At 32.0% G+C, this 18,985-nt stretch carries 23 protein-coding genes; 4 read left to right on the top strand and 19 right to left on the bottom strand.

The window, feature by feature from the left end:
* The first annotated feature begins 361 nt into the window (after positions 1–361).
* Positions 362–691: a DUF1622 domain-containing protein gene (locus BUB47_RS08665; RefSeq protein ID WP_073185461.1), complete on the top strand. Its 330-nt coding sequence runs from the start codon at positions 362–364 to the stop codon at positions 689–691.
* Between the two features lie 63 nt (positions 692–754).
* On the opposite strand, the gene yqeB is transcribed toward BUB47_RS08665, so the two are convergent.
* From yqeB to moaA, 10 genes are read right to left on the bottom strand one after another with little or no spacing between them, the layout of a single operon-like run.
* Complete coding sequence (gene yqeB / locus BUB47_RS08660; RefSeq protein ID WP_073185459.1) at positions 755–1,549, bottom strand: selenium-dependent molybdenum cofactor biosynthesis protein YqeB; 795 nt, start codon at positions 1,547–1,549, stop codon at positions 755–757.
* Positions 1,539–2,117, bottom strand: coding sequence for a nucleotidyltransferase family protein (locus BUB47_RS08655; RefSeq protein WP_073185457.1), 579 nt, complete (start codon positions 2,115–2,117; stop codon positions 1,539–1,541). Before BUB47_RS08655 ends, yqeB begins: the two co-directional genes overlap by 11 nt.
* On the bottom strand, positions 2,107–2,817 hold the full coding sequence (gene yqeC, locus BUB47_RS08650) for a selenium cofactor biosynthesis protein YqeC (protein WP_073185455.1): 711 nt from the start codon (positions 2,815–2,817) through the stop codon (positions 2,107–2,109). The genes BUB47_RS08655 and yqeC overlap by 11 nt, the downstream gene beginning before the upstream one ends.
* Positions 2,818–2,832: 15 nt before the next feature.
* Complete coding sequence (locus tag BUB47_RS08645; RefSeq protein ID WP_073185453.1) at positions 2,833–3,888, bottom strand: sulfate/molybdate ABC transporter ATP-binding protein; 1,056 nt, start codon at positions 3,886–3,888, stop codon at positions 2,833–2,835.
* A complete protein-coding gene (gene modB / locus BUB47_RS08640; protein WP_073185451.1) occupies positions 3,878–4,537 on the bottom strand; it encodes a molybdate ABC transporter permease subunit in 660 nt (219 codons plus the stop codon). Before modB ends, BUB47_RS08645 begins: the two co-directional genes overlap by 11 nt.
* Complete coding sequence (gene modA / locus BUB47_RS08635) at positions 4,537–5,322, bottom strand: molybdate ABC transporter substrate-binding protein (RefSeq protein WP_073185449.1); 786 nt, start codon at positions 5,320–5,322, stop codon at positions 4,537–4,539. The genes modB and modA overlap by 1 nt, the downstream gene beginning before the upstream one ends.
* A gap of 30 nt (positions 5,323–5,352) precedes the next feature.
* Positions 5,353–6,195, bottom strand: coding sequence for a winged helix-turn-helix domain-containing protein (locus tag BUB47_RS09840; protein WP_083529184.1), 843 nt, complete (start codon positions 6,193–6,195; stop codon positions 5,353–5,355).
* Entirely contained in the window at positions 6,192–6,695 is a 504-nt protein-coding gene (locus BUB47_RS08625; protein WP_073185447.1) for a MogA/MoaB family molybdenum cofactor biosynthesis protein, read from the bottom strand. The genes BUB47_RS09840 and BUB47_RS08625 overlap by 4 nt, the downstream gene beginning before the upstream one ends.
* Positions 6,677–7,114, bottom strand: a complete 438-nt coding sequence (locus BUB47_RS08620; protein ID WP_073185445.1) for an MOSC domain-containing protein — start codon at positions 7,112–7,114, stop codon at positions 6,677–6,679. Before BUB47_RS08620 ends, BUB47_RS08625 begins: the two co-directional genes overlap by 19 nt.
* Position 7,115: 1 nt before the next feature.
* Positions 7,116–8,084 carry a GTP 3',8-cyclase MoaA gene (gene moaA / locus BUB47_RS08615; RefSeq protein WP_073185444.1) on the bottom strand — a complete coding sequence of 323 codons (969 nt, stop codon included), beginning with the start codon at positions 8,082–8,084 and terminating at the stop codon, positions 7,116–7,118.
* Between the two features lie 201 nt (positions 8,085–8,285).
* Between moaA and BUB47_RS08610 the strand changes: the two genes are divergently transcribed.
* Complete coding sequence (locus tag BUB47_RS08610) at positions 8,286–8,579, top strand: hypothetical protein (RefSeq protein ID WP_073185442.1); 294 nt, start codon at positions 8,286–8,288, stop codon at positions 8,577–8,579.
* A 47-nt stretch (positions 8,580–8,626) separates the two neighbouring features.
* Here BUB47_RS08610 and moaC read toward each other — a convergent pair whose 3' ends face one another.
* The 3 genes from moaC to BUB47_RS08595 are packed head-to-tail and all read right to left on the bottom strand — an operon-like array spanning position 8,627 to position 11,027.
* Positions 8,627–9,103 (bottom strand): cyclic pyranopterin monophosphate synthase MoaC, encoded by a 477-nt coding sequence (gene moaC / locus BUB47_RS08605; protein WP_073185440.1) that lies wholly within the window; start codon positions 9,101–9,103, stop codon positions 8,627–8,629.
* Positions 9,103–10,074: a molybdopterin-binding protein gene (locus BUB47_RS08600; protein ID WP_073185438.1), complete on the bottom strand. Its 972-nt coding sequence runs from the start codon at positions 10,072–10,074 to the stop codon at positions 9,103–9,105. The genes moaC and BUB47_RS08600 overlap by 1 nt, the downstream gene beginning before the upstream one ends.
* The gene (locus tag BUB47_RS08595) at positions 10,071–11,027 is read right to left on the bottom strand and encodes an XdhC family protein (protein ID WP_073185436.1); all 957 of its coding nucleotides are present in this window, start codon (positions 11,025–11,027) and stop codon (positions 10,071–10,073) included. The genes BUB47_RS08600 and BUB47_RS08595 overlap by 4 nt, the downstream gene beginning before the upstream one ends.
* A 172-nt stretch (positions 11,028–11,199) precedes the next feature.
* Here BUB47_RS08595 and BUB47_RS08590 point away from each other — a divergent pair, with 172 nt between their 5' ends.
* The gene (locus BUB47_RS08590) at positions 11,200–12,495 is read left to right on the top strand and encodes a S41 family peptidase (RefSeq protein ID WP_073185434.1); all 1,296 of its coding nucleotides are present in this window, start codon (positions 11,200–11,202) and stop codon (positions 12,493–12,495) included.
* Between the two features lie 126 nt (positions 12,496–12,621).
* On the opposite strand, the gene BUB47_RS08585 is transcribed toward BUB47_RS08590, so the two are convergent.
* The 4 genes from BUB47_RS08585 to BUB47_RS08570 form a co-directional block, all read right to left on the bottom strand.
* Positions 12,622–13,260, bottom strand: coding sequence for a metal-dependent transcriptional regulator (locus tag BUB47_RS08585; RefSeq protein ID WP_073185433.1), 639 nt, complete (start codon positions 13,258–13,260; stop codon positions 12,622–12,624).
* A gap of 75 nt (positions 13,261–13,335) precedes the next feature.
* Complete coding sequence (locus BUB47_RS08580) at positions 13,336–14,295, bottom strand: Mn/Fe ABC transporter substrate-binding lipoprotein EfaA (protein WP_073185431.1); 960 nt, start codon at positions 14,293–14,295, stop codon at positions 13,336–13,338.
* Positions 14,279–15,139: a metal ABC transporter permease gene (locus tag BUB47_RS08575; RefSeq protein ID WP_073185429.1), complete on the bottom strand. Its 861-nt coding sequence runs from the start codon at positions 15,137–15,139 to the stop codon at positions 14,279–14,281. The genes BUB47_RS08580 and BUB47_RS08575 overlap by 17 nt, the downstream gene beginning before the upstream one ends.
* Positions 15,140–15,142: 3 nt before the next feature.
* A complete protein-coding gene (locus tag BUB47_RS08570) occupies positions 15,143–15,955 on the bottom strand; it encodes a metal ABC transporter ATP-binding protein (RefSeq protein WP_083529182.1) in 813 nt (270 codons plus the stop codon).
* A gap of 166 nt (positions 15,956–16,121) precedes the next feature.
* On the opposite strand from BUB47_RS08570, the gene BUB47_RS08565 reads away from it, so the two are divergent.
* Positions 16,122–16,685, top strand: coding sequence for a glutamine amidotransferase-related protein (locus BUB47_RS08565; RefSeq protein WP_073185427.1), 564 nt, complete (start codon positions 16,122–16,124; stop codon positions 16,683–16,685).
* Positions 16,686–17,168: 483 nt separating this feature from the next.
* Here BUB47_RS08565 and BUB47_RS08555 read toward each other — a convergent pair whose 3' ends face one another.
* Entirely contained in the window at positions 17,169–18,554 is a 1,386-nt protein-coding gene (locus tag BUB47_RS08555) for a uracil-xanthine permease family protein (protein WP_073185424.1), read from the bottom strand.
* Positions 18,555–18,671: 117 nt separating this feature from the next.
* Positions 18,672–18,985: IS30 family transposase (locus BUB47_RS08550; RefSeq protein WP_143270633.1), on the bottom strand; the 314-nt coding region annotated here is incomplete at its 5' end.

The following is an 18,985-nucleotide window of genomic DNA, read 5'->3' as shown; positions in this document are numbered from 1 at the left end:
AATGTTTTTAAAAGGTTTTTTTAATATTCGAGGGAGGGCGAAGGGAATTGCGATTTTCCCTTATGCCCTCCCTCGAGCACCCTCCCATTACACCCTTGAAACGCTAAAAACAAGATTTGAACAACTGGAATTTACTGACAATAATCTGTAAAAACCTTTGAGCCTTACCAACAATTTGCGAAGTAAATTGTTGGTAGGTCATGAACGACTGGTATAATCATAGATTTTATGCAAATGAGTAATATTTGTTACCAGTTTTTGAATTGAATAAGGTTGCTATATAACAAGTTGCTATAATAATATTTAAGTTCTTTTTATTATGGTATAATTTATTAATGAATACATTTTATGAGGTGATTTTATGCAAATAGTTGCACCCCTTTTAACCGGGATTGTCCTAGTTGTAAAATTAATATCCGTTGCAGTTTTAATGATAGGTCTTTTTTTAAACTTAAAAGATCTTACAATAGGAGTTTTAGAAAAAGATGCAATTCAAATTAATATTGTTAAAAACAGACTTGGCGGAGTTGTGTTACTTGGTCTTGAAATACTTATAATCGCAGATATTGTAGAGACTATTATAAACCCTGCCTTCGACGAAATTGCCTTACTTGCTGCAATTGTAGCTATAAGGACAGTAATATCTTATTTTTTAAATAAGGAAATCCAAGAAACCGGTTCTAAAATATAAAATTATAATTTAAATAAAAAGTGCATTTATAAGTCTTATCTTTAACTTATAAATGCACTTTTACTATTTATCTTTACTTAGTATCATCACTGCTTCTAGTACAGCTCCACCAATATTTCTGGCTTTATCGGAAATAGTCTTATAGTCTACATCTGTTCTAGGATCTACATCCCCAATTTTCATTCCCTTAAATACTTCCGTATTGTCTCTTATAAGTCCTCTTACTATTCCATCTATTTTTGAAAGCACTTCTTGTCCACTTACTTCTGAAATTACTTCTCCTTTTTTTACTATACTTCCAATATCTTTAAAGTTTTTAATATTTCCACTTTCGGGACTATAAAATACTCTCTCTGTTGTATAGCCTAAAATATTTCCGGGATTTCCCGTATTTTTAGAGGCACTTCCCTTAAATATAAGCCTTCCCAAATTATGACCTCTATTTGTCTCAACTACTATATCTACATCTTCACCTGCTATAAATCCTGGACCTAGAGCTATTGTTCCTCTTGCCATATTTCTATTGGTTCCAATATTTTTCTTTGCAAGTATTGCATCTACTAAAACATCTGGAGTAATTCTACTTAAAATTTCTGCCTTGGAATCTACTAGTACAGGCACTTTCTTTTCACTCCAAGCTCTATAGATATCATCTTCCTTTTCAACTTTTACAGCACATAAGTCCTCAACAAAAACTTCTCCTTCATATACAACATCAGAAACAGCTACTGTTCTTCTAATGGCAGTTGGTCTTTCTACTTCCAAAACCAATACTTTAAATCCTGACCTGTGAAGTTTTTGAATACTCCCCGTTGCTATATCTCCGCCACCTCTAACTACAACTACACTATCTTTCATATTCAAGTAACCTCTCATAGTCAGCCGCTGTGTCTATATCAATATGCTCAGCTTCTCTATTAATACTTACGCTCTTGGAGTTATCTTTCTCTATTAAAACTACGCCACCCTTATCTCCCTTTAAATTTAAAAGGTCCTCTTTAAATGCACTTGGAAACAACATAGGCGCTCCTCTTTTAGAGCCATAGATTGGAAATGTAATCTTGTCTGAATTTTCATTGAAGCTACTTATTAGCTCATTTACAGTTTCTCTACTCACTAGGGGCTGATCACATACAAAAAACATATATCCCTTAACATCATCTTGAACTTCTCTAAGGGCAATTTTTATACTTTCGCTTTTCCCCACTTCTGCATTTTCATTGTTAAAGGTTTTAAATCCCAGTTCTTCTGCATATTTACATATTTCATTATCATTTGAAACTACTATTTTATCTTTAAAATCAAAGGAATTCACTAAATCAATAGCGTATTTATATATTTCTCTGCCCTTAAATTTAAGCTTTAACTTATTTTCTCCCATTCTCGAAGAAAATCCGGACGCCATTACCACTGCACTAATATTCACAATAACCCTCCTCATTTGAACCATAAATGTAATTTATATTTTCAGTTTTGTTTTTTAAATAAAAAATCACATCTACTATGTATTTTTTAACTTCTCCCTCTACTCTGTTAAAAAAGATGTACTTACTTCCCCTACTATTTTTAAATATACCCTCTTTATCTGTTATAACATTGTATAATACCTCTTTAGAAAAGTACTCCTCTGATTTAAAATGCAGTTTAAACAGCTCACTATTAAATACTGAGTCATAGTCCAACTTTTTTCCTATTAAGTCAGCGGGAATAATGCCCAAAGTCTTAGTAGTGTATTTTAATATTACAGGTTCATTTTCTCTCCAAGCTTTTAGGGGAAGTTTCTTTGAACCGTCAGCTTCTATTAAAATATAGTCAAATTTTTCTCTTACTTTTGAAAGTTCTAAGTTATTTAGTCCGATTAACTTTCCATTTTCTACTCTACTTCCCAAAATTACCACTTTGTTTTTTAAACTGAGATTGTACTTTAAAAGACTGTCTACTGAATTAAAACACAGCTCATAGTCTTTTAAAACTTTGGGAATTAGTATTTTTGTAGTAGTTGTAACTAGAACAGTTCCCAAGTTTTTAAGTTCCTCTGCCATTAAAAACATAGTAGTGCTTTTACCTCCACTACCAACTATTGAAATTACATCTCCTTTTTCTATTGACAACATTTCTCTGTACATGGACTTCTCCTAAAACTAAACTTCTAAAAATATAATTTTATCTCTCTTTAAATATATTGAAATTACTTTATCTACACTGTCTTTTAAATAAGATAGTACTTTTTTATCTTCTTCTGTAAATACTTTTGGAATCTCAACAGTTAAAATCTTATCTTCTGAAATATTAAAAACAGCCACCATATTTTTAGTGTCTTCCACATAGGACTGCAATTTTAAACTGATTTTTTCACAGTTTTCTACTCTTTTCAAATGTATATCTTCTGATTTAATTGCAGCAAAGGCAGTATTTTTACTTGCATCAATATTAGTTAAATGCAAGTTAAGCTCTCTTAAATAAAAGTTACCTTCACTTCTATCTACTTTAATAATATTTTTATATCCTACTATTTTTGCAGAGGCAACTGTACTTGGTTTTTTAAACACAGTATCTTTATCTCCAAAATCCACTATTTTCCCCTCTGAAAGTATTGCCACCTTATCACAAATTCTATAAGCCTCATCTCTATTGTGAGTAACTAAAATTGCAGAGCTTTCATAGCTTTTGAGAAAGTTTAAAAAGTCATTTTCAATTTCCCATCTGAGGTTTGTATCCAACGCTGAAAAAGGCTCATCCAGTAAGATAATTTGAGGGTTTGTAATGATCATCCTAGCCATGGCAACTCTTTGCTGTTGCCCTCCTGAGAGTTCATAGGGATATCTGTCTTTTAATTTTGACACTTTAAAATATTTTAATAAACGCTCAGCTATTTTAAATTTATCTACACTATTTGTGCAAATCGTCAGATTTTGTAGTACTGTCATATTTGGAAATAGGGCATAGTCTTGAAATAGCAGTCCAACTCTTCTAAGGTGAGATGGCACATTTAAATTTTCTTTAGAATTAAAAATTTCTTTTCCATTTAAACTTATATTGCCACTGTCAGGTTTAATTATACCTGCAATGGATTTTAAAGTCATACTCTTTCCACTTCCTGAATTTCCCAGTAGTGCCAATCTCTCATTTTTAATTTTAAACTCTACATCTAAAGTATAGTCTTTTAATTTTTTTTCAATATTTATTTCAATTGACATGATATTTCCTCTTTGACACTGTATTTACAACTATCATTGTAGCAAAACTAAGACATACTACAATTAATGACCACTTAAATGCAAGTGATCTATTTCCCGCCTGTACTGCAGAGTAAATTGCAGTTGAAATAGTTTGAGTTTTCCCCTCTATATTTCCTGCAATCATTATTGTAGCTCCAAATTCTCCCAAAGCTCTAGTAAATGAAAGCACTACTCCCGATACCAGCCCCGGCTTTGATAACGGAAAAACAACTTTCCAAAATATTTTTGAATCTTTAAAGCCCAGTGTTTGGGCTGCGAAAATATAGGACTCACTTACCTGTTCAAAAGCTCCAAGAGCTGTCCTATACATTATAGGAAAGCTCACCACCACTGCAGATATAACTGTTGCAGAGTAGGAAAAAACTATTTGAAAGTCAAATCTACTATAAAGTTCTTTAAATATTCCGTTGTTTCCAAGTAATATAAGTAAGAAAAACCCCACTACTGTGGGAGGCAAAACCATTGGAAGAGTAAATATTCCATCAAGCAATCCCCTAAATTTAGACGTCTTTTTAACTATTCTAGCTGAGTAAATTCCAATAAAAAATGTAATTACTGTAGAAATTAATGCAGTTTTTATAGATATAAAAATTGGAGAACTCACCATTAACTATTCACCACAAATCCATATTTTTCAAAAACTTCTTTAGCCGCATCTGATTTCAAAAAATTATAAAAATCTTCAACTTCAGCTTTTTTTCCACTTTCACCTATAATAGCCATTGGATATACAACCGGACTATGGCTGCCCTCAGGTGCTGTTGCAACTATATTTACATTTCCCTCTTCTAACAGGGCATCAGTTTTATAAACTGTTCCACAGTCTACATTTCCAGACACTACCCAGTCTAAGCTCTGTCTTACATCTTGAGATTGAACCATTTTTTCTCTTACTTCATCCCACATATTTAAATTTGTAAATATTTCTTCAGAGTACTGACCTACGGGAACAGAAGTGGGATCTGAAATGGCAATTTTTTTAACGTCATATTTTAATATATCTTCAAACTTTTCTATTTTTAATTTTGAATCTTTAGGAGTAATTAAAACTACTTCATTTTCCAGTAAATTTACTTTAGAGTTTGTGTCAATTAAGTCCTTTTCTTCAAGTGCACTAACTTGCTTTTCGCCTGCTGATATAAAAATATCCACCGGTGCACCTTCTTCAATCTGTGTTTGTAGAGCTCCTGAACTTCCATAATTAGCTATTATTTCGCAGCCCAACTCTTCTTCTGCCATAGCCTTTATTTCATTAACGGCATCTGTTAGAGACGCTGCTGCCGATATGTATATTGGTTCTCTTTTTGCCTCTTCACTTGGCTTGCTCTTGCAGCCTACTAGTAGACCCAATGACAATATAAACACCAATAAAGTTAATCCTATCCTTTTCATTTGTCCCTCCTTGTCAATTTCATTTTCAACTTATTTAAAAATATCATTAAATAGTTCCATAGTATATTTTTTACTCTTTTTTACAATAAGTTCATAATTATTTAAAAATTGTCTTCCCTCATTTGTAATTACGCTTTCTCCTCCGCCACTGCCACCGGGTTTTCTATCTACAACTAAAAATCCAAGTTCACTTTCCATTTTGTCTATCATCTTCCAAGCTTTAGAATAGGATATATTCATGGCATTAGCTGCGTACTTTACTGAACCCATTTCATCTACTAATTTTATAAGACGAGATACTCCCGGTCCAAAAAACTTGTCATCTTTAAAAATTGTAACTTTTATTTGACACCTAAGTTCTTCCTCCACCTCCAGCTCTCTACATAAATTTACAGAACTCCAATTTGAATTTATATCCTTTAGCTCTTCAATTAAAGATTTTCCACTTCCAGTAACTTTTTTTAAATCTTCAGTTAAAATTAAGGCTAAGTGCACTTCTCTGTTTTCAAAGTTTGCCACTGTAAACTCATTAAACTCCAACAATTTTTCTATAACACTTTTACTTATATCCTTTAAATCTAAGGACATATATAGAACTTTTTCATAGTGATTGCAACTTTTACTTATACCAGACAATTCACTTTCAAATAAACTGTGTTCTTCATATTTTTCATCTAAAATAATTACAGTGTCACTTTTTACAAGTTCCCTTGAAATTTTACTACTGTATTCTCCAAGTAGTACATATATATCTTCTACTTCTAAGTCCTTTAGTGAAAATATAGTTTTCTTTAAATAATTTATTTTACTGTCTATATCTTCAACGTCATCTTTTAGAAAAGCTCTGGAATTTATAAATGCGCAAGTGCTCATCTCTTATCACCCATATTTCCACAGTCAGTTTTTTCACCTCTTAATATTGACAGTCCATGTTCTACAGAGTCAATTATAAAGTTCAAATTTTCACTTGCTGCTTTTGGACTTCCCGGTAAGTTTATTATTAAAGTATCTCTTCTAATTCCCGCTGTTTCTCTAGACAATATTGCATTTTTTGTAATTTCAAAACTCTTACTTCTCATTATCTCTCCAAAACCCGGAACTGATTTTTCTATTACATCCAATGTGGCTTCAGGAGTTACGTCTCTTTTTGCAAATCCTGTTCCCCCAGTTGTAAGAATTAAATCTGCCTTATCTTCATCACATAACATTTCAAGTACAGAGGAAATTTTTTCTCTGTCATCTGGAAGTATTTCTCTTCCCACTACTTCATATCCCTTTTCTGTTAGAATATTTACCAATGTCGGTCCACTTAAGTCCTTTTTATTTTCAAAATATGAACTATCACTTACTGTTACTATATATGCTCTAAACATATTTCATCTCCACATTTAATACTTGAGCCCTTTAAAACTCTTGCAAATATACCTTCTTCGGGCATTATACATCTTCCCACTATATCTCTTATTTCACAGCCCTTATGGCACAGCTTTCCAATTTGAGTAACTTCTAAAACACCATCATTTATATAAAGCTTATCTCCTATTTTTACGTTTTCTAAATCCAAACCCTCCACTAAGAGATTTTCGCCAAATATTCCGGGTTCCATTTTTATTTTTACTTCTTCTTTAAATTTTATAAAGCTCTCATAAGATAGCAAACTCACTTGTCTGTGCCAGTTGCCACCATGTGCGTCATTTTCTATTCCAAAATTTTCTACTAAAGTACCATTATTTATACTATTTTTTACAGTTTTTCTCTTTTCACTAATATTAATTGATATTAACTTTCCCAATTTATCCTCCAATTTGATTCATTGTAAATTTTCCAACACTTTCACTTGAAAAATTATTTTCCAGTGGTTTATCGCAAATCCTCATATTTAATTTTTTCAAAAATTCATCTTCACTAATTTTTCCACTTAAATAATCTTCTGTTCCAATGCCTATATCATACTGTAGACAAAATTTAATGTTGCCCCTTGAGTCCATTCTAATTCTATTGCAATCTCTACAAAATTTGTGATTAACTGCATCTATAAATCCAATATTTCCCTTGAAGTTTTTAAATGTAATATATTCTGCTGGTCCATTGCCAAGATTTTTATTAATAGGTTTTAACTCTCCAAATTCTGAAATTAAAGTTTTTAGTACTTGCTCTCTACTTACAGGTATGAAGTCCCTTGCCTCACCTATTGGCATTAATTCAATAAATCTAAGGGAAATTTTATTTCCTCTTACAAGTGTTGCAAAGTCCAAAATTTCATCACTGTTTATTCCATCCATTAAAACTGTGTTAATTTTTAAGTTACCATATCCACTTTCCAAAATATATTTTATATTTTTAAGGACAACTTTTAAATCTGCTCCTCTGGTTAATTTTTTATACCTATCTTCTTTTAAACTGTCCAGAGAAATATTTATTCCGTCAATTTTCATTTTAATTAACTCATCTACATACTTATCCAGTAGCATTCCATTAGTAGTAACTGTAACTTTTTCAAAGGAACTGTCTGATTTTAGTTTCTCTATAAATTTAATGGCATCTCTTCTTACAAAGGGCTCGCCACCGGTAATTTTCACTTTTTTAATTCCGGCTCTATTAAGAGTTTTTAAAAGCTTGTACATATCTTCATAGCTTAAAACATCACTGTGACACATTTTTTCAATGCCATATTCAGGCATGCAGTACACACACCTCATATTGCACCTATCTGTTAGAGAAACTCTAATATAGTCAATTTTTCTACTGTATAAATCAATCATTTAATCACATCACTTTATAGTTAATTCTCCACTTTCCCCAAGTGGAACAATTCTTAAACTTTATATTTAAATTAATACACTTTAAAACTTAAATGCTCTTTCTATTTTCATCTTATTTTATTTTCTACAATATTTATTTTAAATTCCAGTATTCTTTGTTACAATTATAAATGCATATATTTTTAGAAAGGAATGAATACTATGTCATATCAAAAAGGTGGTGGACTTTTTTTAATTACATCTGTGCCCCTAACTATTATATTTTCTTTAGTCGTTATGCCTGAAGGTCCTAGTAAAAACAGTGACTACTTTCTTTTTGGGGCAGTATATGTGTTTTTTTCTGTTTTAGCTGTAATCGGTCTTAATAAAGTACTTGCCTTTAAAGAGTTTAGAAGAAAGAAAAAACTGGAAGATGAAAAAAGGCTTTTAAGAATGAAAAAGAAAAAAATGCCTGCTAGAAAAAGAGCAAATCGAAAAGATAAAAATAGAAGGTAGGTATATTTTAAGCACCTATATTTTATTACTTCTCTTTTTAAGTAATTTTAATCTGCAGTATATTCTCCACTTTTACCGCCTGATTTATATAAGAGCTTTATATCAGAAATTACCATAGCTCTGTCAATTGCCTTTACCATGTCATATATAGTAAGTAGACATACACTGACTCCTGTCATAGCTTCCATTTCTATGCCTGTCTTAGATGTAATTCCGGCTTCACAAACTGCTTCAATAGAGTGTTCTTCATCATTTAAATTAAACTTTATATTTAAATTTTCAATAAATATTGGATGAGCCATTGGAATTAATTCACTTGTCTTCTTAGCTCCCATTATTCCCCCGACTTGTGCAACAGTTAGCACATCTCCCTTTTTTATTTCTCTATTTACTACACTTTTATAGGCCTCGCTTGAAAGATAAATTTTTCCACTTGCAATGGCTCTTCTGCTGGTAATGTCTTTTTTTGAAACATCTACCATTACTGCATTGCCATCACTATCAAAATGCGTCAGGTCACTCACTATAGAAAACCTCCATTTCCAAGAGATACAATATCTCTCTTTACTACTTCCTCTCCTGCTGCAAGTCTTGGAAGTATTAAATCAAATACTGTCTTTCCGCTATACATTACGCATCCCGGAAGTCCAACTATTGGAACATTATCTCTATAGGCAAGCATAAACATTGCCCCTGGAAGTACGGGCGCTCCATAGGACACCACTTTATTTGAAACTTCACCTATTGCCCCCGGAGTATTGTCATCGGGATCTACACTCATTCCCCCCGTACACATTATAAATTCTGCTCCCTCGCCTATTAATTCCATTATATTTTTAGATATAGACCCCATATCATCTGTAGAATACCTATGTCCAACTTCTTCAAAGTTAAATTTTTCCATTTTTTCTCTTATTACGTCAGTAAATGTATCTTTTATCTTTCCATAGTATATTTCATTGCCTGTGGTTACAATGCCCACTTTTAGTGGTTTATAGGGAACAATATTGATGATCTTTTTATCTCCTGCAATTTCTTCACATTTTTCTATTACTGATTTTTCTATTACCAGTGGAATAATTCTAGTTCCTCCAACAGGTTCTCCCCTTTTTACAGGCGTATTGTTATACTTAGTTGCAATCATTATACTTTCTATGTCATTAATTAAGTTAAGTAGTTCTATGTCAATTTTTAACAGTCCGTCACAAGCAGCTGTAAGATTAATTTTTCCCTCTGCAAGACCTGACTTATTTATATTTTCTCCACTACAGATATTTGCCAAGTGCTCGGCAGCTTCATTTTCATGGTAAGTATTTTCGTTGTATTCATATATAAATAAATTTTCCTTTCCCATAGATAATAGTACTTCTATGTCCTCAGGTTGAACAATATGACCCTTTTTAAATCTGGGTCCCTTTGAAACTCCCTTTATTATCTGAGTTAAATCGTGACACAATACGTGACCTACAGCATCTTCTGTCTTTACTGTCTTCATTTTTCACCTCTATATTTTTCTACAATTTGAGCAGCAATACTAATTGAAATTTCCTCTGGAGTTTGCGCTCCTATTTCAAGCCCCACAGGCGAATAAACTCTTCCTTCAAGTAAATCCTCATATTCTGTGCCCTTTAAACTGTCTAACATCAACTGCGCTTTTTTTCTGCTCCCTATTACTCCCACATATGTAGGGCTTTTCTCTAAAACTTGTCTTAATACTAAGCCATCTGACTTATGTCCTCTGGTAAGTATACAGACATAGTCTTCTCTTTCTATATTTAAATTCATTAAGTTAGAATAATCTGCTAAAACCTTCTTTGAATTTGGAAAGTCTTCTTCTCTTAAAAACTCTGCTCTATCTTCAACAACAATAGTTTTTAAATTTAAGTAGTTTAATATTGGAACTAGAGCTTTTGAAACGTGCCCACCACCAAATATAAATACTCTTAGTTCATTTACAATTTTTAATTTAAATAGCTCAATTTTTAATTTAGGTTCACCTCTTGTAAAACTTTGAAGTTCTCCATCTACTAAAATAGAAAAACCTATATCTTCACTAAGAGAGTAAACCAGTTCCAATTCCACAGTTGAATAGTTATCTATAATCTTATTAAAATATTTTTCCGCCAAATTATCTTCAGGAGAAACATATTCAAAGTGAACTACATTTACTCCACCACAGACCATTCCAATACTTTCAGCTTGGTTATTTGTAAGTATAAATTTTTTGTTTTCACTTTTCTCTTTTTTTATTAGCTCTTTTGCATATTCAATTGCATTATATTCCTCTGCTCCCCCACCAATAGTTCCGAAGTCAAGACCATCTTTTGTTACTAACATACTTGCCCCTTCTTCTCTAGGAGAAGAACCCTCTTTTTTTACAATTGTAGCTATTATAAAGGGAGTGTTTTTTGAAAACAACTCCAAAGCTCTCTTTATTAAATTTACCATATCTTTCTCCTACTGTTAAATTTAAAATATTCTTAATAAAAGTCATATCATTAAATATATCTTTATAAAACTAGCTGATAATTTGATTATAGCTTTTTTATGGTAAAGGGTCAATGTGAATTCATATAAAAATAGCATATCTTTGCTATAATATAATTACTGAGGTGATTTTATGAGTAAAAAGAAAAAATTTATCATACTCTCTTTAATTGTACTATCTATGTTTTTAATAATATATAAAAATGCAAATACATATAAAATTCCAAATCTTCCTCCCCTATCAAATTCAGAAATTAAAATCTTAACTTCAGAAGAATATATAGAAGACTTTGACTATATGTTTAAAACTTTAAAACAGTACTATCCCTACTTTGATGTCAACACAACTTTAAATGGTTTGGACTTTCTAAAATACTATGACATGTATAGAAATAAAGTTGCAAACTGTAAAAACGACTTGGAATTTATAAATGTACTTACTAGTATTTTAAATGAACTGCACAATGGGCACACTAATATTTTAAAGAGAGATTTTGTCCTTATGGCATATGTAAGTTACTACAACTTTCCCAAAGAAGATTGGCGCTATAAAATGACAACTGTCTTTGAAAGAGAAAGTGTCAGAAATAGATATAATATAACTTCTGAAAGTTTAAAAAACAGCGTGGAAAAAACTTCAAATTCATCAACAAGCTTAGAAAAAAATGCTCATGTCGGAGATATTTTAAAAGGCAAAGTGGGATATATTTCAATTAATGAGTTTATTGCAGCAGATAGACAAAATAAAAACTTTTTAGAAGATAAAAATACAATTGACACCTACTTAGAAAATGTTAAAAACTATGAAGTACTTATTATTGACATAAGAGGAAATCACGGAGGAGACTCTTCATATTGGAGTAAGTACTTACTTCCTAAAATATTAAAAAAACCAACTGAGACAAGAGTTTATACATTTTGTAAAAGTGGACCACTTTTTGAAAATATAACCAGCTCTATGAGTTCCGTTGAAAATTTAAATAATTTTAACTTTCCCGACAATACTAAAAATTATTTAAAGGACTTTCAGTTTTATGGCAATATGACTTCTGTTGTAAATTTAAGTAAAGACAATATAAACTTTAAGGGAAATATTTATCTACTAGTAGACAAAGTGGTTTACAGCTCTGCAGAAAAATTAGCTTCTTTTTGTAAGGAGACAAAGTGTGCAACACTTATTGGACAAAAGACCGGAGGGGATGGCATTGGAACTGACCCATTTATCTTTGACCTTCCAAACTCAGGACTTTTAATAAGATTTCCAAAGGAAATGGGCATAACTGAAAGTGGAAGTATTAATGAACTGGATAAGACAACTCCTGACTATGAAATAAATCCCGCTAAAAATATTATATTTAATGAAGGTAAGGTAAACTATGAAAATGACCAGTGCATTAAAAAGGTTTTAGAACTTGAAAATGTAGAATAGCTTAAACTAATGAGAAGAGCGACAATTTAAATTGTCGCTCTTCTCATTAGTTTAAAATTTTAACTTAAATAATATTAAAACTATTATATTAAATAATACTAATATAAATTCTACAAAATATTAGTACTAATCTACGTAAATACGCTGAGCAGCTTTAAAGCTTATTTGAATTTCTCTCTCGCCAATCTGTAATGTAACAGGTCCCTCATAAGCGGATATATTTTTTACAACTATTGGCATATTAATATCAATTCCCAGATTTTGCAAATAATCCATTAACTCCACTTCCTCTTCTACGCTTCTAATATAGGTACTCTCACCTATTTCTAATGTGCTAAGAGGTCTAAGTTTGCGATTTTCAACTTCTCCAGAACGAGGTATTAAAAAACCGTGAGGACACTGCACTGGATATTCCAGATACTCATCTAATTTTTCTGTTAGCATGCTTGATGATATATGCTCTAACTCATGGGCAATACTATGAGATTCGCTCCATGATAAACCTAAGTGGTTTGCCAAAAAAACTTCCCACAATCTGTGATTATACAATATCTTAATTGCCTCTTCAGATCCCTTGGGGGTTAATACGCTACCTCTATAAGGTTTGTATTCTATATACCCCTCTTTACTAAGTGTTCCTATCATTTCACTTACCGATGGAGGGGAAACATTTAAAAACTCAGCCAATCGTTTATTACTCACTGGTGTAACACTTTCAGATAATTTGTATACTGCTCTTAGGTAATCTTCTTTACTTCCAGTCATATATTATTTCACCACTTTTTTTGAAATCCTATATAAAATTATAAGCTTAACCTAAAAATACGTCAACACAATAATTTATTTACTCAATCCCTCGTGAATTTTATCTAGATTCCACTGCATCATTGAGTAGTAACTATCTCCAACTGTTCCCTTTTTTGCAATAGAATCTGTAAAAAGTTTTTCATAAATAGGTATTCCAGTTTCTCTTGATACCTGCTCCATACTCCTGGAATCCACACTGGTCTCCACAAATAACGAAGGTATATTCCAATTTCTGATAGTGTCTATTACTTTTGTCATCTGTTCAGGAGTACCTTGATTTTCTGTATTTATCTCCCAAATATAAGCTGCTGTCAACCCATAGGCCTTAGAAAAATATTTAAATGCTCCTTCACTACTTACTAGCATTTTTTTATCTTCGGGTATATCAGCAAATTCTTCTTTTGCTTGAGTATCAAGTTCTTGTAATTTTTTTATATAGTTATTTGTATTTTCTTCATATATATTTTTGTTTTTAGAATCTTTTTCAACAAGTACATCTCTTATATTTTCTACATATTTTATTCCATTTTGAATATCTAACCAAGCATGAGGATCCTGCTCTTCTTTCTTTTCTGAGCTCGTTAAATACATAGGCTCCACTTTTTTGCTTGCTGCAAAAAAATCTACATCTTCTTTTTTTAAAGTACTTTCCATTAATTTAACAAACCATCCATTGCCGCCGGTCTCTAAATTTAATCCATTATAAAAAATAATATCCGCATCATCTACTTCTTGAATGTCCTTTGGCAATGGTTCATACTCATGGGGATCTATTCCAACAGGCACAATACTATAGACATCTGCATTATTCCCAACTACATTTTCAACAAGATTTCCCAATATTGAATTAGTAGTTACAATTTTTAACTTTTCTTGAGATTCTTGAACTGCTATTTCTCTTCTATCTGTATTTTCCCCCTGCTCCTTACTACATCCAGTAAGTGCAGTTAATATTAATAAACTGCTAATAAAAATACTACATATTTTCTTCAACTGTAGAAACCTCCTTTTGTTTAATTAAAATTCCCTTTTTAGGTGAAAATAAAAACGCCAATAAAAATACTGATGCCGCTGTTAACACAACGGTTGCCCCCGAGGCAAGATTAAATGAAAAGCTTAAAAACAAACCGACTATTGATGCAAAAAGACTAATTAAAACTGAAATTGCAATCATTTTATTTAACTTATTCGTAAGCAAGTACGCTGTAGCTGCCGGTGTTATTAACATTGCTATAACTAAAACAGTCCCTACTGTTTGAAGTGCTGAAACTGCCACAAGAGTCAACAAAAACATTAGTGCATAGTGGAAAAAATTTGTTGACAGCCCAGTAGCTCGTGCCATTGTAGGGTCAAAGGACGTTAGTTTAAGTTCTTTGTAAAACAACCCTACAAAAAGTAAAACTAAAACTCCAACTCCACAAGTTATCCAAATATCCGAATCACGTACAGCTAGTACATTTCCAAATAAAATATGGTATAAATCTGTAGAACTCTTCGCAAAGGATATTAAAATTATTCCCAATGCAAAAAACGAACTAAATACAACTCCTATTGCAGTATCACTTTTTATCTTGCTTTTTTGAGTTATAAATCCAATAATTCCAGCTGTTAAAACCCCAAAAATAGATGCTCCAATAAAGTAGTTAATTCCCAAAATATAAGATATTGCAACTCCAGGTAAAACCGCATGAGAAATTGCATCTCCCATAAGAGACATTCCCCTTAGTACAATAAATGAACCTATAACTCCTGAAACTATTCCCACTATTATTGAAGTCATTAGTGCATTTCTCAAAAACTCATAATTTCCAAGTCCTGTTATAAAACTCTGTAACATAACTTATGCCCCCTTTATAACTACATCTCCCAAACTGCCAGAATAAGTTTTATTTACATTTTCTACAGTAAAGGCATTGTCTACCGAACCTTGTGCCACTAACTCTTTATTCAATAAAATGACATTTGAGAAAAGTTCTCTTACTTTGTGTAAATCATGATGTACAATTGCAACTGACTTTCCTTGTTTTTGTAACATCTTTAAAGTTTCCATGATAAGTGATTCACTTACAACATCTATTCCAACAAAGGGTTCATCTAATAAGAATACTTCTGCTTCTTGAGCTAGAGCCCTAGCTATAAAAACACGTTGCAATTGCCCTCCAGACAATTCTCCTATTTGTCTTTTTACATAGGGTTCCATCTTTACAATTTTTAAAGCATCTAATGCCTTTTCAGTCTCTATCCTACCTGGATTATGAAATAGTCCTAATTTTGGATAAGTTCCCAAAATTACTGTATCCAATACATCTATTGGAAAGCTCAAGTCTATTGCATTTCTCTGATCTACATAGGCAATATCTCTCTTATCTACGCCATCTTCAAATAAAAAGTTTCCGGAATCAACTTTTATGAGACCTAGTATAGCTTTAAACAATGTTGATTTTCCCGCTCCATTAGGACCAATTATTCCTGTTATCTTTCCCTTCGGAATACTACATGACAAGTTATCTAAAGCAACTTTTCCCTGATAGCTCACTGTGAGATTTTCTATATTTATAACATCTAATATCTGCTTTCTAATATAATTTTCTCTAACTTTTGATAATAATGTACTACTACTTTTTTTACTATGTGTCTGTAAATTATAATTCATAAATTTCACCTCTCTAAGTTTATTAGGTAATCCTAAATTTAACTTTATGATAACCTTATTTTTCTTAATTGTCAACAGATATAATTATGAATTTAATTTTTATTATCTTGGTTCTTTTATTTTATTTTGGGAATAAATACTATAAAGTTCTAATAAAGGAGTGCCTATGAAAAAAATACTAATTGTAGATTTTGGATTTTCAAATCCAGATAAGATAATAGAAAAAATTAAAAGTTTATCTGATATTTACGTTACAGATTATAAAAACGCCTATGAAAAAGCAGTAGAACTAAATGTAGATGGAATTATCTTTGGTGGTGGAATAAGTGATATTAAAGCAGAGGATGCCCCTAGAGTAAATAAGGATATATACAGTTTAAATAAGCCGATTTTTGGAATTTGTTCAGGAATGGAATTAATTGCACTGGACTTTGGAGGAGAAGTCGGAAGAGATAAGTATCCCTTTGAAAAGGGAGATACTATTGCAAATCTTGATAGTAATTCAACAATATTTAAAAATCTTCCAAGTGAACAGCACACTCATATGTACCATGGATACAGTGTAGAAAAACTTCCTAAAGATTTTAAAAATACAGGTTCTACAGAAAATGGTCCAATTGCTGCCTTTGAAAATGAAAACTTAAAAATTTACGGAACAATTTTTCATCCGGAAGGGAAATATTCTGAATATGGAAGAGAAATTTTAGAAAACTTTATAAATGTAATTTAAAAAACTCAGGATAACCTGAGTTTGAAAGTGAATACAATCTTTGTTTTTTATTTTTAAAAGGTTTCTTAATATTCGAGGGAGGGCGAAGGGAATTGCGATTTTCCCTCATGCCCTCCCTCGAGCACCCTCCCCTTACACCCTTGAAACGCTTTTGAAACCTAATCCAATATACGTAGTAAATTGTATAGGTAGGTCCAATGTCAGGTTTTCCCAAGACTGAAAAACTTGGTTGAAAACTACGGCATAGTTTCGTCATAGATTTTATTCAAGAATTCTCCACGAGCATTAGCGAGTGGATAGAATTTACTGCTAACCCTTGAAATGCTTTTGAGACCTAACCCAACAATTTATAAAAACCTTTAAGAGCTAATAGAAATTTTTGAATTGGGTTGCTGCTACATAATAATTTATCTTTATAAAGATATGTTCTAATAACTTTTAAATACTTTGCCAACAGCCTTAAACTCAGGATAACCCGAGTTTTTACTTTTCCATTTCTTCTCTTTCAGCTCGTTCTTCTGCAAGTGTCTTTTTAGGAAGAAATATATTTAAAAAGAATACTACAATTGTTGCAATTATTACCGGTGATGATGTAAATATCATGTGTAGAGTTGGATAAGCTGCTTTTAAAACTTCTGTCGAAGCTGGAACTTGTGTAATTCCCATTCCAAGTGCTATTCCAAGACCTACAATTGTTGAGTTTCTTATTGAAAGTTCCTCTGAGGTAATTAACTTCATCCCATTCATAGTTATTTGAGCAAATACTGAAATAGTTGCCCCTCCAATTACACATTGAGGAATACTCATCATAATTCCGCCAAATTTTGGAATGAACCCCGCCACTAAAATCATAACTGCGGTAATTGCAAGCACTTTTCTGGCCACAACTTTAGTCATTGATACAATTCCCACATTTTGAGAGTAAGTAGCTGTTGGAAGAGCTCCTATTAGTCCACCAATTATTGATGAAACTCCATTGCAGATTATTCCGCCTGATATTTCTTTGTCAGTAGGTTCTCTATCTAAACCACCAATAGTTGTAGAAGATATGTCGCCAACTGCCTGCACTGAATTTACTATATACATTATTGACATTACTATAATTGCAGAAAACTTAAATTCCGGTTTAAAGGGCATTAAGTGTGGATAGGTAAACCAACTTGCACTTGCCACATTTGAAAAATCCATAAATCCCGGAGCTACAGTGCTATTTATAATAATAGACACAATATAACCTGCTATAATTCCAACTAGTATTGCTGCTAATTTAACAAGTCCTTTACCATACATATTACATACCAATACTACAACAAGCGTTATAAGCGCTACTATCCAGTTCCACTTTGTTCCATACATTGGGCTATTCGCTCCTCCTGCCATATAGTTAATAGCCACAGGATAAAGAGATAGTCCAATAGTAAGTACTACTGTTCCTGATACTATTGGTGGAAAATACTTTCGTATTCTCCCTATAAACAGCCCCACTAATACAGCCACTATTCCGCCCATAATCTCCGCTCCGAATACAGCCCCATATCCATAGTTAAGTCCTATTTCTATAAGTATTGGAATATAGGCAAATGAAACTCCCATTACCACGGGAAGCTTCGCTCCGACTTTATACACCGGATAGAGTTGTAGTAAAGTTGCTATAGCTGCTATAAACATTCCCGCTTGGATAACGTAAATTGCCTCATTTGAAGATATGGCAAATTCTGAACCCTTTAGTGTATTTGCCAACACTAGAGCTGGAAGTGTATTGCCCACAATCATGGCAAGTAAGTGCTGCAGCGCTATGGGAAAGGCCCTCTGTATAGAAGGCTTCCCATCTAAGTGAAAAAGAGAATTAGATATTGCATTTTCAGACATAATAACCTCCCTATATTAATTAACTATTATAGTTTATATATATATGCCAAATAAATCAATAACACTTTTTAATATATTATTTTTTTATGTGCTGAATTGCAATAATTATTGCGACACTTACTCCAAATTATTTATCTCGTATAAAAATGCATCAAATGTTGTTCTAAATTCCAGACATTTTCTAGGTCTGGAATTTATTTTATATAATATTTTAATTAAACTTTCATTACTGATTTTCGATAAGTCGGTTTTCTTAGGATAGAATTCACGTAATAGCCCATTACTATTTTCATTCGTTCCCCTTTGCCAAGCACTGTAGGGATCTGCAAAGTAAAAATCTATTCCCAACTCTTCTTCTACATCTGTATAACATGCAAACTCTTTGCCTCTGTCCGAAGTGAAGCTTTTAAAAACTTTCTTAGGAAGGGAAG

This window comes from Anaerosphaera aminiphila DSM 21120 (assembly GCF_900129925.1).
GTDB lineage: Bacteria > Bacillota > Clostridia > Tissierellales > Peptoniphilaceae > Anaerosphaera > Anaerosphaera aminiphila.
Note: the sequence above shows the minus strand (reverse complement) of the source record. Positions and strands in the feature narration are given on the sequence as shown.